14 protein-coding genes are annotated in these 16,288 nt (G+C 73.3%); 1 reads left to right on the top strand and 13 read right to left on the bottom strand.

Annotated features, from left to right (window positions below; translation table 11 throughout):
* Positions 1-65: 65 nt before the first annotated feature.
* Positions 66-254 (bottom strand): hypothetical protein, encoded by a 189-nt coding sequence (locus D450_RS0124520; RefSeq protein WP_017541270.1) that lies wholly within the window; start codon positions 252-254, stop codon positions 66-68.
* Positions 255-996: 742 nt separating this feature from the next.
* Here D450_RS0124520 and D450_RS31200 point away from each other — a divergent pair.
* Positions 997-2,007 carry a dTDP-glucose 4,6-dehydratase gene (locus D450_RS31200; protein ID WP_039820917.1) on the top strand — a complete coding sequence of 337 codons (1,011 nt, stop codon included), beginning with the start codon at positions 997-999 and terminating at the stop codon, positions 2,005-2,007.
* Positions 2,008-2,192: 185 nt separating this feature from the next.
* Here the strand turns inward: D450_RS31200 and D450_RS0124530 are convergent, their stop codons facing one another.
* The 12 genes from D450_RS0124530 to D450_RS34985 form a co-directional block, all read right to left on the bottom strand.
* The gene (locus D450_RS0124530; protein WP_017541272.1) at positions 2,193-4,106 is read right to left on the bottom strand and encodes a phenazine-specific anthranilate synthase component I; all 1,914 of its coding nucleotides are present in this window, start codon (positions 4,104-4,106) and stop codon (positions 2,193-2,195) included.
* Entirely contained in the window at positions 4,103-4,783 is a 681-nt protein-coding gene (locus D450_RS0124535; protein WP_017541273.1) for an isochorismatase family protein, read from the bottom strand. The genes D450_RS0124530 and D450_RS0124535 overlap by 4 nt, the downstream gene beginning before the upstream one ends.
* 248 nt (positions 4,784-5,031) lie before the next feature.
* Positions 5,032-6,177 carry a 3-deoxy-7-phosphoheptulonate synthase gene (locus tag D450_RS0124540; RefSeq protein ID WP_017541274.1) on the bottom strand — a complete coding sequence of 382 codons (1,146 nt, stop codon included), beginning with the start codon at positions 6,175-6,177 and terminating at the stop codon, positions 5,032-5,034.
* Between the two features lie 633 nt (positions 6,178-6,810).
* Complete coding sequence (locus D450_RS0124545; RefSeq protein ID WP_017541275.1) at positions 6,811-7,977, bottom strand: IS701 family transposase; 1,167 nt, start codon at positions 7,975-7,977, stop codon at positions 6,811-6,813.
* A gap of 725 nt (positions 7,978-8,702) precedes the next feature.
* Positions 8,703-9,923, bottom strand: a complete 1,221-nt coding sequence (locus D450_RS0124550) for a sensor histidine kinase (RefSeq protein ID WP_017541276.1) — start codon at positions 9,921-9,923, stop codon at positions 8,703-8,705.
* A 231-nt stretch (positions 9,924-10,154) separates the two neighbouring features.
* Positions 10,155-11,369 (bottom strand): sensor histidine kinase, encoded by a 1,215-nt coding sequence (locus D450_RS0124555; RefSeq protein WP_017541277.1) that lies wholly within the window; start codon positions 11,367-11,369, stop codon positions 10,155-10,157.
* A 349-nt stretch (positions 11,370-11,718) separates the two neighbouring features.
* On the bottom strand, positions 11,719-13,863 hold the full coding sequence (locus D450_RS31205) for an MFS transporter (protein WP_241483278.1): 2,145 nt from the start codon (positions 13,861-13,863) through the stop codon (positions 11,719-11,721).
* 66 nt (positions 13,864-13,929) lie between these two features.
* Positions 13,930-14,562, bottom strand: coding sequence for a TIGR03086 family metal-binding protein (locus D450_RS0124570; RefSeq protein ID WP_017541278.1), 633 nt, complete (start codon positions 14,560-14,562; stop codon positions 13,930-13,932).
* Between the two features lie 63 nt (positions 14,563-14,625).
* Entirely contained in the window at positions 14,626-15,414 is a 789-nt protein-coding gene (locus tag D450_RS0124575) for a helix-turn-helix domain-containing protein (RefSeq protein WP_017541279.1), read from the bottom strand.
* 10 nt (positions 15,415-15,424) lie between these two features.
* Complete coding sequence (locus D450_RS0124580) at positions 15,425-15,535, bottom strand: hypothetical protein (RefSeq protein ID WP_017541280.1); 111 nt, start codon at positions 15,533-15,535, stop codon at positions 15,425-15,427.
* The gene (locus tag D450_RS34980; protein ID WP_017541281.1) at positions 15,529-15,915 is read right to left on the bottom strand and encodes a Uma2 family endonuclease; all 387 of its coding nucleotides are present in this window, start codon (positions 15,913-15,915) and stop codon (positions 15,529-15,531) included. Before D450_RS34980 ends, D450_RS0124580 begins: the two co-directional genes overlap by 7 nt.
* Positions 15,912-16,202 (bottom strand): hypothetical protein, encoded by a 291-nt coding sequence (locus D450_RS34985; protein ID WP_017541282.1) that lies wholly within the window; start codon positions 16,200-16,202, stop codon positions 15,912-15,914. Before D450_RS34985 ends, D450_RS34980 begins: the two co-directional genes overlap by 4 nt.
* Positions 16,203-16,288: the final 86 nt, after the last annotated feature.

Genomic DNA, 16,288 nt, shown 5'->3' on the forward strand with positions numbered 1-16,288 from the left:
CTCCCGGCGCAGGGCGGTGAGTGCTCTGCGCCGGGAGGTTCAGCGGCGTCGGCGGGGGTTCGCGTTCACGCGGGGACGGGCGCGGGGGCGGGGACGGGCGTGCGCTCCGGGGCGGGGGTGCGCCGCGGCGCCAGACCGCAGCGGCAGCCGGTGGCGCCGGCGATGACCTCCGAGGGCAGAGACCAGCTGTCGAAGACGTCGATCTGCAGCTCCGCCTCGATGGAGGACTGAGTGGAAAGGGCTGTCGCCGACATTGCAGTCTCCTTTGCGATCCGGTTTCTGTTCGATCGGAACGGGAGACATTCTCGCTAGATGGGACTTGTCGGACATAGTGCACGTCTCATGGGTGGGCGCATGGGTTCATCATGCCGGGCCTGTGAACCGTGGACCCGGGGCCCGCTTGGAACGGGCCGTGCCCTCCGTCAGGCGCACCGCCCGCCGCCGAGGTGCGGGGACGGAGCGTTCTCCCTTCCGCTCGGCCACCACGCGCCGGCGCGGTTCCTGGGAGGCGGGTTCGGCAGAGGCGGCGGCGTTCACGGGGGCGGCTGTCCGGGGCAAGGGTCCCGTGTGAGAAATTCACATATGATTCCGTGGTGCAAGCACTTCCCTCGGCGTTCCTGGGGTGCGGACGATTTAGGCCGGAAGGTGCCGGGGCGGGCGGAGTCCTCAGATCATGGGGGGCGTCGCTTTCCAGGGTGGTTGCCCCGGTAGTGAGGCCGGCATCGATGGACTGGTGAATTTTTCATGGCAGTCCCGTGTGCCGGCGCGTTCGCCGGTTCCCGAGGAATCTTCGCGGCCGGCGTTCATCTCTTCGCCGTGCGGTGGCGGCCAGGAACGCGGGGGAGGATGATCGGAAGGAGATGACAAAGCGGGCGGGTGCGGCTTTCTCCGGGGGCTTCGGGGGCGAAGGGTGGTGGCGAATTCGCGGCCCGGGTAATCAGGGTCGCGCCGCTTCCCTGTCCGGCTCCGGCCGGTGCGGGAAAAGGAGGTGCAGGAATGAGAATCCTTGTGACCGGAGGCGCGGGATTCGTTGGTTCGCATTATGTCCGGAGACTGCTCGACGGCGGCTACCCGGGCTATGAGGGCGCCGAGGTCACCGTGCTGGACCTGCTGGCCCGGCCGGGCGGCACGGCGAACCTGCCGGTGGGCCACCCCCGGCTGGCCCTCGTGCGCGGCGATGTCTGCGACGCTGTCCTGCTGGACGGGCTCGTTCCCGGGCACGAGGCCGTGGTCCACTTCGCTGCCGAGAGCCGTGTGGACCGCTCCGCTGACGGTGCGGGCGCGCTCGCCCGCACCAACGTGGTGGGGACCCAGATGCTCATGGAGGCCGCGCTGAACGCGGGCACCCGCCGTGTCGTCGTCGCCTCCACCGACAGGGTCTACGGCTCCATCGACGCAGGATCCTGGAGTGAGGGCGAGCCGGTCGTTCCCAGGTCGCCCTACTCCGCCTCCAAGGCCGGTTCCGACCTCATGGCCCTGGCCTACCACCGTGCCCACGGGCTGGACGTGTCCGTCATTCGGTGCGCCGACAGCTATGGGCCCTACCAGCACCCGGCCAAACTCATCCCGCGTTTCATCACCCGCCTGCTGGAGGGGCGGAAGGTGCCCCTCTACGGGGACGGCGGCAACGTGCGCGAGTGGCTGCACGTCGACGACCACTGCCGCGCCGTCCACCTGGTGCTCACCCGCGGACGCGCGGGCCGCGTCTACAACGTCGGCGGAGGCGAGCACCGCACCAATCTGGAGGTGACCGAGCTGCTACTGGAGCTGTGCGGCGGCGACGAATCGGCGATCGAGTGGGTCAACGACCGAGTCGGCAACGCCCGCCGCTACTCGGTGGACGACACCCGGATCCGTGAGGAACTGGGATACGCCCCGCTCATTCCTTTCGATCGCGGGCTGGCTCGCACCGTGGCCTGGTACGCCGACAACCCCGCCTGGTGGAAACCGCTGTGCGGGAGCGGCGCCCGCCCGCGCCGCCAGCCGGGAGAGAGAGGGAGCGGATGAACCCGCGCAGGGCATCGGCCGGCGCCCAACGTACCGATGCGGCATGGGCACCGCATCGACGTCCAAGCGCACGCTCTGTTCGCCTGTCCCGATACCGAAACCGGTGCCGTGCGGCCGTGAGGGGCGCGGTACTGACCGGGGCGGGGGCGGCGGATCCCCAGCTGGGAGCCCGCCGCCCCCAGGCCTCAGGCGGGCACGGCGTCCGGCTGCACCACGCCGGCCAGGGTCCGGGCCAGGATGCCCACGCCGTCTCGGGTCAGCAGCGACTCGGGGTGGAACTGCATCGAGGCGAAGCCGGGCCCGCGCAGGGCGTGCACCTCGCCGGTCCCCGTGTCGCGGGCCGCCTCGACCGGACCGGGGCAGGCCCCGGCGGGGACGAACTCCGGTTCGGCGCAGCGCGCGGCGAAGGTGTTGTAGAAGCCCACGCGCTCCGGGCGGCCGAACAGGTCGACGGTGTGCTGGGCGCCCTGGTTGGGGGTGTCCCGGCGCACCACCTCCAGCCCCAGCTCCAGGCAGAGCGCCTGGTGGCTCAGGCACACCGCCAGGAACGGCGCCCGGGACTCCAGCAGCTCCCGGACGGCCCGGCGCACGGCTGCGATCTTGGGGTGCGCGGTGTCCCGCGGGTCGCCCGGCCCGGGGCCCATCACCACCAGGCCGCGCCCCTCCAGCCGGAACGGCTCGTCGTAGCGGCGCACCTCCACACGCGGGCCCAGGGCGCGCAGCTGGTGGGCCAGCATCGAGGTGAAGGTGTCCTCGGCGTCCACCACCAGCACGTCCAGGCCGACCAGCTCCGGGACGGCCGCCCGCTCGGCCCGCCCCAGCCAGAACCCGGACACCTGGTCGTTGCGGCTGGCCAGCGCCGAGCGGACCTCGGTGTGCTCGGCCAGCCCGCGCGACCGGTCCGCCTCCAGGGCGGCGAGCATCCCGGCGGCCTTGGCGCGGGTCTCCTGCACCTCGGCCTCGGGGTCGGAGTGGCGCACCAGGGTCGCGCCCACCCCCAGACGCAACCCGCCCTGCGGCGAGATCTCCGCGGTGCGGATGAGGATGGCCGAGTCCAGGGCGCGCCCGCCGCCGGCGTCCCGGCCGATCAGCGCGACCGCGCCGCTGTAGTGGCCGCGCCCCTCGGGCTCGTGGCGGGCCACCACCCGGCAGGCGCTCTCCAGGGGACTGCCGGTGACGGTCGGGGCGAACATGGTCTCGCGCAGGATCTCCCGCGGGTCCCGGGAGCTCGCCCCCTCGATGTGGTACTCGGTGTGTGCGACCCGGGCCATCTCCTTGAGCCGCGGACCGACCACCCGGGGGACCGAGTCGCAGATCCGGGCCATCATCTTGAGCTCCTCGTCCACCACCATGTAGAGCTCGTCGGCCTCCTTGCGGTCGGCGAGGAACGCCTTGACCCCCTCCAGCGCCGGCCCGGAGGACGGGTAGCGGTAGGTGCCGCTGATCGGGTTCATCACCGCGGTGCCCCGGTCCAGGCTGACGTGCCGCTCGGGGGAGGCTCCGACGAACGTGCCGTGCGGGGTGTGCACCACGAAGGTCCAGTAGGCGCCGGACTCCTGGCGCAGCAGGCGGCGGAACAGGGTCAGGGCGCTCGCCGCGGAGAACCCGTCGATGGTCGCGGTGAAGGAGCGCTTCAGCACGAAGTTCGCGCCCTCCCCGCTGCCGATCTCCCCGTCGATGATCCGGCGGGCGGTGGCCGCGTAGGAGGCGTCGTCCACGTCGAACCCGCCGTCGGACAGCGCGATCCCGGTGTCGGGGACGCGGTCGCAGAACCCGGCCAGCGGCACCCGCCCCTGCTCCTGCACGCGCAGTGCGATGAGCGGGGCGCCGTCGTCGGCGCAGGCGTACCCGCGCTCGTGGATCTGCCGGTAGGGGACCAGGGCGAGCAGCTCGTGCCGCTCGGGGGCCGCGCCGCCCCCGGGGTCCGCGACGGGCTCGGGGGCGACGGGCAGGTCGGCCAGGCTCTGGGCGGTGGACGCCGGACCGGCCAGCACCTCCACCGCGTCCGGGCCGGCCGCCGACTCGGGCCGGTGCAGCAGGGCGAAGGTGTCCCTGCGGCCGGCCAGCACCTCCTCCAGCAGGGCGCTTCCGGCGCTCATACCGTCACCTCCTCGCGGGCCGCCGACGCGTCGGCGGCGCCCTCCAGGGCGTCGACCAGGGTCCCGGTCAGCGCGACCATCCCGCAGCGCTGGGCGGTGTAGTCCAGGGCCAGGCGGTGGAAGCCGGGGGAGAAGTCGGCGACCGCGTCGGCGGCCACGAAGGCCCGGATGTCGTTGGTGAACGCGTCCACCGCGGTCATCAGCACGCCGACGTGGGCGTAGACCCCGGCGACGATGAGCTGGTCGCGCCCGCCGGCGCGCAGCCGCTCCAGCAGGTCGGTGCGGTGGAAGGCGCTGTAGCGCCACTTGGTCAGCGTCCAGTCGGCGGCCGCCGGCGCCAGCTCGGGCACCACCTCGCGGTCCTCGGGGGACACGGTCATCCCCGGCCCCCAGAAGTCCTTGAGCAGGCCGCGCTGGTCGGTGGACATGCCGCCGGGCTGGGCGGTGTAGGCGACGGGCACGCCGAGCGCGGCGCAGGCGCGGCGCAGCCGGGCGCAGTTGCCGACCAGGTCGTCGTGGAGCGCCCCGGTCCCGGCGAAGGGGCGCAGGAAGAAGCGCTGCATGTCGTGCAGGAGCAGGACCGCGCGGTCGGGGTCGGGCGTCCATGCGGCGGTGTTCGCCGGCAGGTCGCCCTCGGCGGGCATGGGGTAGGCGGGGATGGGCGGGATCGCTGGCATGGTCGTCCTCCGGTGGGCCGGGGAGGCCGCGGGCGTCAGGCGCCCAGCGTCGCGCCTCCGTCGACGGTCAGGGTGTGCGGGGGATGTGCCGGGCGGGGTCCTCGGGCCCGGCCGTGCGCCCGAGCGGGACGCGGAGCCGGTGCTGTTCCCGGCTTCCGTGCAGGGCCCCACGGTGGTCGGCCCCGCCGCCCCGGGCGGAATGCGGGACAGACCCCCGGCCGGTCCGGCGGTCTGCCGCCGGGCCGGGGTCAGGCCGACCATGCCGAGGCCACCTCCACCGCCTGCGCCGGGTTGAGCCGCGGGTCGCAGAAGCTGGTGTACTTGCCGGCCACCTCATGCTCGTGCCCGCGGTCGCGGACGCATTCGGTGACCTGCTCCGGGGTCGCCTCCAGGTGCAGCCCGCCGGCGACGCCGCCGGCGCCGCGCACCGCCTCCTGGAACTCGGCGATCTCGCGGACCATCGCCTCGGTGTGCCGCGTCTTCAGACCGGACGGGGTGGTCACGGTGTTGCCGTGCATCGGGTCGCACAGCCACACCACCGGGTGGCCCGCCTCGTGCACGGCGGGCGCCNTCCCCGCGCCCATCCGGGCGACCAGGGTGAGCCGCCCGGGCTCGCGGCCGGGGTCCAGGCGGGAGCACAGCTCCACCAGCTCAGCGGTGTCGATGGAGGGGCCGATCTTGCAGGCGACAGGGTTGGCCACACCGGACAGGACGGCGATGTGCGCTCCGTCCAGGCCGCGGGTGCGGTCGCCGATCCAGGGCCAGTGCGTCGAGGTGAGCAGCTGTCGACCGTCGCCGACAGGGCGGATCAGCGGCAGCTCGTAGTCCAGCAGCAAGGCCTCGTGGGCGGTCCACACGGCAGGGTCCTTCTGGGCGCCCGAGCCCAGCCAGCCCAAGTGGCCCATCACCGAGCGGGCCGAAGAGTAGGCGGACAGCAGGCGCGCGGGGGAGGGCACCCGCACGGCGGGGTCGGGCTCGGGGCCGTTGACCATGTGCCCGCGGTAGGCGGGAAGCTCGACGCCGTCGAGGACCTCGGTCGGCCGGGACCGGGGCTTGGCGGCCTGTCCGGCGATGCGCGCCGCACGCACCACCGGGCGTCGTCCGGCGATCTGCAGGGCGCCGGCCGCCAGCTCCACCAGCCCGGCCTTACCGGCGACGTCGGGTGCGGTGCACTCGGCCGGGTCCTCGGCGCAGTCTCCGGCGATCACGGCGAGGGAGCGGCCTTCGGCCACGTCGGCCAGCATCCGGCGCAGCCGGTCGGTGTCGCTCGCGCGCACCAGCGGCGGCCGGGCGCCCAAGGTGCGCCGGACGGTGGGCAGGAAGGCGTCCTGGGACCAGTCGGGCTGCTGGAGGGCGGTTCGGGAGCCGATTTCGAGCAGGGCGGTGTCGTCCATGACGGACTCCTTTGCGGCCTTGGGAGCGAGGAGGGCGGTGACCCCGGGGGCCACCGGCCGCACTGCGGTGTGCGGAGATCATCATGTGCGGACCGCCGAGCGGGCGGCCAAAGGCCGAAGGGGAATTCGTCAGGTACACGGAGCACACGGCCTCATGCCGCCCTCGTGACCAGTGCACTGGAGAGGCATGAGGATTTCACGGCTCCTCCTGTGCGCGTCGGGGCCGGTGACCGGACCGTGGCCCCGGTTCAGCGGGAGCGGTCGCCATGCGGGGACCAGGGCACGGGGCCTCAGCGCTTCACCGCCCCTCGGCGTGGCAACCTGCAATGTGCCCGGCCCCGCCCTGGTGAAGGCGGGCGGGGAGGCCGCTCTCCATTGCGCGACCGCTGAGAGCTGTGGTTCCGCCGTCTCGGATTCCGATGCCCCAAGGCCGCTTTAGGGGGCGGGCGCCCGGCAGGCCGAGGGCGGAGCAGGGCCCCTCCCTCGGCGAAGCCTATGCGGCGCCTGCGCAGGGGATGCGGGCCCCGTTCCGGGGCGGCGGGCGGGAGAACGAGTGCGGCCGGGAGCACCCGGTGGGCGCGTCCCGGCCGATTCCGATTCCTGTCGTCCCCGGTCCGTCCAGGGAGATCGAGGTCAGGAGGAGAGCGAGGCCACCGCGTGTGCGGCGGAGGCCAGAGTGGCGTGGCGGTGCCAGCCGACGTAAGAGCGTCCAGCATAGTCGCGGAGCCCCACGCGTTCGCCGACGGTGTCCTGGGCATGCTCGGTCAGGCGGAGCAGTCCCCTGTAGGCCGGGACGGCGACCGTGCTCTGCGGGTAGGGCAGTGCCGAGAGCCACATCTCCCGGGGCCAGAAGCGGTCCGCCGGGCCGAGCCCCACCAGTACGAGCCCCGTGTCCGCGTTGGGCCGGTCCGCCAGTCGGACGCGCACCGCCGCCGCCACGTCCGGCCGTCCCGCGTGGGGGCGGCGCGGCCCGCGCGGCCGGGTGTGCGGGCCGCCCCCGGTTCCGCGCACCGGGCGGCGCAGGTCCTGCGCGGCGCGCAGGNGCATCACCCGCCCCCCGTGGCCGACCAGCGCCGGGTCCACCACCGCCAGCGGAACGTCACCGGTGATCCGGGCGACCGGGTGCAGTCCCGCCGCGCGCAGGCGGCGCATCGCCGGTGCGGCGGCCTCCCCCTCCAGGTCGAGTACGACCGGCCGGGGAGGGAGGCCCCATTCGGTGAGCACCTCCAGCCCGGCGTCGACGCCGCCCCCGGCGTCGGGAGCGCCGTCGGAGGCGGGCAGCCGGAGGTGCCAGTGGACCGGGCCGGTGAAGGCCTCGGAGGCGGCCCACACCCCCATCGCCATCTGGGCGCTCATCGGCGACTCCTGGCCCCCGTAGCGCCCCACGCCCACTGAGTGGCGGCCGGTCTTGGGGATGAGCAGGGGCCGGACCACCCAGGCGCGCGGGGGCGCCGTGCGGACCAGGTACTCGGCCAGCGCCCGCCGCACCGGCACCCAGTCCCAGGTGGAGCTGCAGATAAAGTGGTGCAGGCTCTGGCCGGTCCCGGTGCCTCCGATCAGGGCGGCCATGTTGCGGATGGTCTTGCGGCCCGGCGTGGTCAGCAGCCCGCGCAGGTATTCGGTGCCCCTGCTGCGCTGGTCGGCGCGGCGCAGGGAGGCGAAGAGCTCATCGGACAGTTCCTTGAGGAGCTTCTCGGTTCCCGCCCCGCCCGGCGGGGCGGGAACCGGTCCGGGGAGGAGCGGGGTGCTCCGCTGCTTGACGGCGGGCTCCGAAACCGTGGGGAGCGGCGCTCCGCGCATTTCCGATGCGTATTTTTGTGCGGTATCGCTCATTCTGCCCCTCCGGAGAGGTCGATCGGGCGAGACGGCAGCGCCCGGGATCACGGGGAGCTGGCGCGGGAAGGAAACCAGGAGTTATCGCAGCAAACGAAAGAACGCGTGCCGCTGATTTCCGGTGGCGGTCGGGGGGGGTTTCGCGGGGGCGGTGACGCGGACCCCGCGGGCGGATCGGCCGACCGTCCGTGCGACGAGCGGCGCGGTGCGGAGCGTGAGTGTGGCGGGCGGCTCCGCTCCGATGCCCGCCGCCTCGCCCGGGGAAACGAAGGGACTTGTCATGTTCCGTCCTTCTGAGGTTCCGTCGTCGGTCTCCCGGGAACGCGTTGCCCCGTCGGCGCGGCGGGGGCGTGGGTGCGTTTCCGGGGTTTACTCCTCGGATGCGGGAATGACTGAGACTTTCGCCGATACAGTGTCTAGATGCTATTTTCTAGCCCGGTTCGAGGCAATATTAGAGAATCACTGAATGAAGTGTTCGAATTCATTGCCCGATTCCGGTTCTCCGTCACTTGGAACCCTGTGACGAGGTCATGGCGGGGCGCTGAGGAACGCCTCGCGCGGTGCCCGCCGCGGTGGGCGGCTGTGCGCGACGGTGTGTCACCGGCCCCGGCGCGCCGCCCCTCGCGCACGGCTTTCGAGGGGGATGGGACCGGACCGGCCCACCCGCTCAGACCGAGCGCGGCCCGTCGGTCTCAGGCGGTCGGGCCGGCGGCGTCGTGGGGGGGACGCTTGGGGAGGTCCACGGTGACCCGGAACCAGCCGTCGGGGTCGACGCCGCTGGTCAGAGTGCCGCCGAGAGCCGCAGCGCGGTCGGCCAGATTGTCCAGGCCGCCGGAGGCGCGTGCGCCCCCCGCTCCAGGAGCGCCCCCGTCGTCCAGGGAGTCACCCCCGGAACGCACCCCGTCGTTGGCGAACGCGGCCGTGACCCGGTCCCCCTCGTCCCGGATGGAGACCCTGCAGTTCTCGGCCTTGCTGTGGCGCAGCAGGTTGGTGGCGCTTTCCCGCAGCACGGTCGCGACCACGGTCCCCAGCTGGGTGGGAAGCTCGCCGTGGTCGGCCTCCATGCGCACGTTCACCCCGGCTGTGGTCAGGATCGAGCGGACCGAGACGCACTCCTCCTCCAGAGACAGGTCGCGGTAGCCGTGGGCGACGGCGCGCACGTCGGCCAGGGAGCGGCGGCCGGTGTCGAGGAGCTCGGACAGCTCGTTCCGGGCCTGCGAGGGGCGGGTGGGGATCAGCCGGTGCGCCAACTCGGCCTTGAGGGTGAGCGCCGAGAGGCTGTACCCGAGCAGGTCGTGCAGGTCGCGGGCGAACCGCAGCCGCTCGCGCACCACGGCCGCCTCGGCGAGCGCCGTCTGCGCCTCGTGCAGGTCGACCACCATCTTCCGGAACCGGGTCAGACCATAGATGATCAGGCCGGTGACCACCGCCTGCACGCACATGAACAGCGGTCCGGCAGGCGCGCTGAGCGGAAGCGGGTTGTACCAGGCGTGCACCGCGGTCACACCCGCCACCGTCGCGGCAAAGCCGCCCCAGCCGGTGCGGGGTCCCAGGGTCAGCAATGCGCCACCGGCCAGGTACCCCGATATGCCCGTCCACGCGTCGTGGAAGAGCAGCGGCGGCGCGAAGACCAGGACGGCCTGCCCGGCCAGGGCGGCACGGCAGGCGGTGCGCCGGTCCGCCCGGCCGTACCAGACGCACAACAGCATCTGCAGCAGGAGCATCAGGGGGAGCACCGCGAACGCGGCGGCGCGGTGGGACGGTGCGGGGAACGGGTGGACGTAGGTGATCTGCAGGTGGCTCAGGAAGAAGGCGACCACGGCCGTGAGCGATACGGCCCAGGCGAAGGTCGGAGCCATGGCGTCGGTCGTGGGGGGAGGTGCGGTGGTGGACACGTCCGGTCCCGTCGTCACGGCGTCGTTCCCTCTCGCAGGCGGCGTCTGGTCGACGCGGGCGGCCGACCGGGGCCATGCTCCATTGAAAGGGCGCCGAGCGGAAGCGCCCCGAATCCGGCTCCCAGGCCAAACTATCCCGTGACGGATCCAGTGGAGAAGCGGGGCGCAAGGAAGGATCCGGGATCTACGGGGAATGCCCGGAACGGCGGCCAGGGCCGCCCGGTGGACGGCCGTAGCCGGGGGAGGCCGTCAGTGCTCTGCCGGGATCAGGGGCGCTCCGGACCCTGAGGAGGGGAGCGGCAGCTCCAGCGCCAGTCGGAACCGGTCTCCGCCGAGGAAATCCGCGGTGAGCGACCCGCCGAGGCTGTCCGCGCGGTGGGCCAGGTCGCGCAGGCTTCCCCCGAGCCGGGGCGCGCCCCCGGCGCCGAAGCCGGGCGCGCCGTCGTTGACGATTTCCGCGGTGATCCGTTCCGGTGTCTGCATCAGGGAGATCGTGCAGCTCCCGGCCTCGCTGTGGCGGAGCAGATTGGTAACGCCTTCCCGGATCAGGGTGGCCACAACGGTGCCGACCCGCGGGGGAGGGTCCTGGTAGTCGGCGCGGAGCCGAAGGTCGACGCCGGCGGCGGTGAGGATCGAGTGCGCCGAGCGGCACTCGTCGTCCAGCGACAGGTCGCGGTATCCGTGAGCGACCGATCGGGCGTCGGCCAGCGCCTGCCGCCCGGTGGTCAGGAGCTCTTCGACCTCCTGCTGCGCCTGGGCGGGCCGGGTCGGGACCATCCGATGGGCGAGTTCGGCTTTGAGGATGATCGAGGACAGACTGTAGCCGAGCACGTCGTGCAGGTCGCGGGCGAAGCGCAGGCGCTCCCGGGCCACTGCGGCGTCGGCCAGCCGCTCCTGGGCGGTGCGCATCCGCTTCGTGACCGTACGCAGGTGGGACAGTCCGTACACGGCCAGGCTGAAGACCGCGGTAGTGTCCGCGGCGTAGCCGAGGACCGTCGGATCGGAGGTGTAGGAGGCCTGTATGAGCACGTCGCCGACGACGACCGCGGCGAAGCAGGCCCACCCGTAGAGCGGGGGCAGCACGAGTGGAGCGCTGCCGGCGAAGAAGATCGGCATCGAGGTCCACGCCACGCCGAAGTAGGGGATCGGGGCGTAGGCGAGGACGGCCTGAGCGGTCAGGGCGGCCCGTGCCCGGTTCAGGTGGGCAGGGCTCCCGGCGAAACGGCACTGCGCCATCTGCAGGGCGAAGAGGGCGGCCATGCCGACGGCGGCCGCTGCGGTCGGCCCGGGGCCGTGCCCTTGGTCGAGGACGATGGAGAACGACATCAGGCACAGGCCGATGAAGACGACCGCGGTGACGCCCCAGGACAGCCGGGGTGCGACGATCTCGACCGCGTTCGCCCCTGCACCCGCGGCTGCCCGGCCGCGCGTCGCAGGACGGGTCGCGGTGTCGTTCTGCTCCACCGTCCCTCCTCGTCTGCTATCCCCACATGGCGCAGGAATCCGGGCGTACCAGGCCTTCCCGAGCAAACTAACCGTTCGTGGACGGTGAAGTGAACCCTGCGAATTCTGACAGACGATCGAACTCGGTCGCCGAACGGGTGGGCCGAACGGGGATTCCCGCGACCGGGACCAGGGATCCCAGTGTCAGCTGTTGAAGGCGGTCGGGGCGGCCACCGGCGACCGCCCGGGATGCCCCGATGCGCCTGGAGAGCGGGCGGAAGGGGCCGGACCTCGGAGGCGAGACGGGGGCGTGTGCCAGGCGGCCGGAGGACGCACCGCTGCATGGTGGCGGCCGGTTCCCGGCCGCGGGTCACGCGGCGAGGGGGTACCTGGCACGGGCCTCCTTGAGCGCGTGTGCCCACCAGGTCAGCTCGTCGAGCATCTCCTTGGCGGCGCCCTCGGTGCCCCGGTCGGCGGGGCGGCCGTCGCCGTCGAACCGCTTCCAGAAGTCGCTGATCGCCACGGCGCTGCGCACCGTGTGGGCGTGCACCTCGTTGAACACGGTGCGCAGCTGCTCCACGGCCTGCAGGCCGCCGCCCGCGCCGCCGTAGGAGACGAAGCCGACCGGCTTGCGGCTCCACTCCTCGAAGTACCAGTCGACGGCGTTCTTCAGGGAGGCCGGGTAGCCGCGGTTGTAGACCGGGGTGACCACGATGAAGGCGTCGGCGGCCTCCAGGCGGTGCCCGAGCGCGGTGACGGTCCCGGGCGGCCCGTCGCTCCCGCCTAGGACGGCGGGCAGCGCGGCCTCGGCGAGGTCGACCAGGTCCACGTCCATGCCGCCGTGCTCCCGCGCCCGCTCGGCGATCCACCGCGCCGGCACCGGGCCGAACCGGCCCTCGCGGGTGCTTCCGATGATCACGGCGACATGCAGGCGGTCGTTCTCGGACATTGCAGGGTCTCCTTCGGTCGTGCGTTCGGTGTTCAGGGGGCGTCGTGCCGTGTGCCGCCGTGCGCTGCCGCGGGCGTCGGGCGGGCGTCCTCGGGGCGCGATCCGGTCGTCAGGTACCGCGCGATGACGACGGCGACGGCGGCGATCACGGCGAGCGCCGTGACGCAGGTGGCGGCGAAGCCGCCGAGGAACGCCGTGTGCGCGGCGGAGACCAGCTCCGATCCGGCCTCGGCGGGCAGGTGCCCGGCCGCCGAGACGGCGCCCGCCAGGCTGTCCTGTGCGGGACCGGCGGCCTCCTCGGGCGTCCCGGCGGGGAGGGAGTCCGCCATGAGCGGGCGGTAGAAGGCGGCGGCCAGCGCGCCCATCACGGCCACGCCCAGGCTGACCCCCATCTCGCCGAAGGTCTCGTTGACGGCGGGCGCCCNCCAGCATGCCCAGCGGGGTCATGCCCAGGGCGATGACCGCGGCGACGGTGCCCGTCCACACCGCGGGGGTGTCGGGCGCCAGGTACAGGGCGGCCGCGACCAGGCCGGCGGCGGCCAGGGCCAGCCCGGCGAGCATGGTCGGCTTGACGCCGAACCGCCGGGCCAGGACGGGGGCGGCGAGCGAGGCGGCCATGGAGGCCAGGGAGAAGGGGAGCAGCCACGCGCCGGCGGCCGCCGGCGACAGCCCCTTGACCATCTGCAGGTACTGGATGAACAGCAGCATCACGCCGCCCATCACGAGGTTCGCGGCGAGCAGGGAGCCCAGTCCGGCGGAGAAGACGCGCATCCGGAACAGCGACAGGTCCAGCAGCGGGTCCTCCAGGCGCAGCTGGCGCCGGACGAAGAGCCAGCCGGCGGCGGCGGCGAACGCGAACACCGCCAGGAGCTCGGGGCCGCCGCCCTCGGCGGCCTTCTTGAGGCCGTAGATGAAGGGCAGGAGCGCCCCCAGGGACAGGACCGCGCTCAGCGGGTCGAGGCGCCCGGGAGCGGGGGAGCGGAACTCGGGCAGCAGGAACGGGGCGGTGACCAGGAGCAGGCCCATGACGGGAAGCGCCATGAGGAAGACCGCGCCCCACCAGAACGCCTCCAGCAGCAGGCCGCCGATGACCGGTCCCGCGGCCGCGCCGGCGGTGAAACAGGCCATCCACAGGGCGAGCGCGGTGGCGCGCTGCCGGTCGTCGGGGAACATGCTCTTGAGCAGGGACATGGTCGAGGGCATCAGGGTCGCCCCGGCGATGCCCAGCAGGGCGCGGGCGGCGATGAGCGCCTCGGCGCTGGGGGCGTAGGCCGCGGCCAGGGAGGCGGCGGAGAAGGCCGCCGCGCCGATCAGCAGGAGCCTCCGGCGTCCGATGCGGTCGCCGACGGTGCCCATCGTGATCAGCAGCCCCGCCAGCAGGAACCCGTAGACGTCCAGGATCCACAGCTGCTGGGTCCCGGTGGCCTCCAGGTCGGCGGCCAGGTGCGGGAGGGCGAGGTGCAGGGCGGTCACGTCGACGGAGAGCAGGAAGACCGGGAGTGAGAGGACGGCCAGGCCGACCCACTCCCTGGTCCCGGCCCTGCCCGGTGCCGTGCGTTCGCTCATCGGGGGGTCTCCTCGGACTCGTCGTGCTCGACGGTGAGAAGACTAGAAGTTCCAGTTAACTCGAAGTCAACGTCCCGGGTCCGGCCTCCACCGGAGTCCGGCGCCCGGCGACGCCCCGTCCCATCGGCGGGGGGGGGGGGGGGCGCCCNGGCGCGGGTCGCGGCCGAAGTAGGCGAGGAGGCGGTCCTGTTCGCTCGCTCCTTCCGGGAGGGGGACCGCCGGGCCGCAGACGCCCTCCATGCGGATCGCCTCCCCCCAGTTCCGGGCGTCGGCGGCGACGCGCCGGACCTCGTCGGCGGGGAGCGCCTCGTCCTGGCCGGTGGCCCGGGCGATGTCCCAGGCGTGCAGGAGCAGGTCCGTGCCGAGGAACTCGTCCACCGTCCGCTCCACGCTGGTGCGGCCGAAGTAGCCGTCGTACTCGTGGCCCGCCCGGGCCGGGTCCTCCAGCAGGGCCTGCATGGCGGCGACCGCGTCGGCCCACGCGCCCTCCGGGTCCTCGGCGGCGGTCCGGGGCAGGTCGAGCTTCAGCCCGGCGTAGGCCGGCATGTTCCGGTGGTTGTCCAGCATGTGGTCGAGCACGTCCCGTGCCGTCCACCCCTCGCAGGGGGAGGGTGCGTCCCAGCGCTCGTCGGGCACGGCCTCGACCCGGCGGGTGAACTCTGCTGCCAGCGCGCGGTAGCGCTCGGAGATCTCGCTCATGGGGCCAGTCTGCTGCGCAGGACCGCCAGGCCGCTTGTACGGATCGGACGTCCTCGACGGGCCTCACCCGACGCCCGGCATGTCCCCCACGCCGTCGGTCAGGTGCATGCCGAGCAGCGCGCTCGGCGGCACTCCGGCCAGGGCCCGGGAGTCGCGGTTGAGGTGGGACTGGTCGGTATAGCCGGCCATGGCCGCGAGCACGCCGAGGTCGGTGGTGGCGGCCGGGTGCCGCGCCAGGCGGAGGAAGCGCTGGAGCCGCAGGATCCGGCGGAGCACGGCGGGGCCGTACCCGAACGCCGCCACGCACCGGCGGTGCAGCTGCCGCTCGCTCAGGGCGGTCTCCCGGGCCAGGGCGGCGACGGTGGTCTCCGGTGCCGCGGTGAGCGCCCGGGAGACCACGGCGGCCGTGGAGGCGGAGCGCGACCGCGGCTCCCCGAACGCGCGACGGTCCTCGGCGCGCTCCCGGACCATCCGCTGAAGGAGGGCCAGGCGCTCGTGCCGTCCGGCCGCGCCGTGCAGGCGCTCCAGGAGGATCCGCCGCTCCCGCGTGCCGAGGACGTCCTCCAGGTCCACCCGGAGGTTGAGCGCGCCGGGCGTGTCCAGGCCGAGCACGGAGGCGGCGCGTCCCGGCCGCAGGCGCACGCCGACCGCCTCGGTCCCGTCCGGCAGCGAGAACGACCACCCGGAGGTCTCGGGGCCGCAGACCACGAGGCGCCCGGTGCTCAACCAGAGGACGTCCACACACCCGTCCGGGACCAGCAGGTGCTCCGCGCCCCCGGCCCGCGCGGTCCAGGCGGTGGCCAGCTCCCCGGAGAGGTCGGGGGCCGCGGCCACCGGCGTGTACCAGGACATGCCTCCAAGGTTAGGTGTCCTCCTGGCGCAGCCCGGCCGTGCCGTCGATCCCGCCCTCGCCGCCGAACGACCGGTCGCTCCCCGGTTCCTTCCGTTGGCCGCCGCATCGGTCGGCTACCACGATGTCCTTCTCCCCCGTGCGGCTTGTCGCAGGTCGGTCAGGTCGATGTCCACCATGAACGGGCGGCGCACTTTCAACCGCTCGCGGTGGACGCCCGTCGGCGTGTACGTGCGTGTCGCGCCGACCAGCTCGTAGGTGTGCACGACCACTGCCCGGGCCTCTCCCTCCCCGGGTTCCACACGCCAGTAGAAGGGGATGCCCGAGGCTGCGTACCGTTGTGGCTTCACCGTGCGGTCCCGGTGCAGGGTCTCGTCCTCGGATACCTCCACGAACAGTGGAATCGTCCTCGGGTCGAGCGTGGTGGCGTCCATGTCGACCGCCCCTTCGATGACAACGGCGTCCGTGAGGAAACGGTTGTAGCGGTCGAGGGTCACGGTCATCCCGCCCAGAACCGTCCTGTCCCCGTCGGCGGCCGCCCCAGGGCCAGATTGAGATCCGCCTTCGTCGCTGCATGCCACACCGTCCCGGAGTGCATCTGGAAGACGAGCGCGCCGTCGATCAGTTCGGTCCACTTGGGGTCGTCGGTCAGGTCGTCGAGGTCGTCGGCGATCCACCCCTCTCTGCGCGGCGGCAGCATCCACCGCGGCAGCCCGCCGAGGCGGTCGTCGATCCAGTAGCGCGTGTTCTCACCGCAGGAGGGGCAGGGGAGGCCCTCGGAATCGGTCACGGGGCGAGCCTACGGGGGCACCTGCGAGGGCGGACGGCTTTCGGGGAATCGGGGCATGTGGAAAAGGCGGAGTACGACGAGGGGCA

This window comes from Nocardiopsis halophila DSM 44494 (assembly GCF_000341245.1).
GTDB lineage: Bacteria > Actinomycetota > Actinomycetes > Streptosporangiales > Streptosporangiaceae > Nocardiopsis_A > Nocardiopsis_A halophila.

What these genes read in the sequence shown, in the direction of transcription:
- D450_RS0124520 (WP_017541270.1), bottom strand. Translation starts at nt 254, where the DNA reads ATGTCGGCGACAGCCCTTTCCACTCAGTCCTCCATCGAGGCGGAGCTG.
- D450_RS0124530 (WP_017541272.1), bottom strand. Translation starts at nt 4,106, where the DNA reads ATGAGCGCCGGAAGCGCCCTGCTGGAGGAGGTGCTGGCCGGCCGCAGG.
- D450_RS31200 (WP_039820917.1), top strand. Translation starts at nt 997, where the DNA reads ATGAGAATCCTTGTGACCGGAGGCGCGGGATTCGTTGGTTCGCATTAT.
- D450_RS0124575 (WP_017541279.1), bottom strand. Translation starts at nt 15,414, where the DNA reads ATGTCCTGGTACACGCCGGTGGCCGCGGCCCCCGACCTCTCCGGGGAG.
- D450_RS0124535 (WP_017541273.1), bottom strand. Translation starts at nt 4,783, where the DNA reads ATGCCAGCGATCCCGCCCATCCCCGCCTACCCCATGCCCGCCGAGGGC.
- D450_RS34980 (WP_017541281.1), bottom strand. Translation starts at nt 15,915, where the DNA reads ATGACCGTGACCCTCGACCGCTACAACCGTTTCCTCACGGACGCCGTT.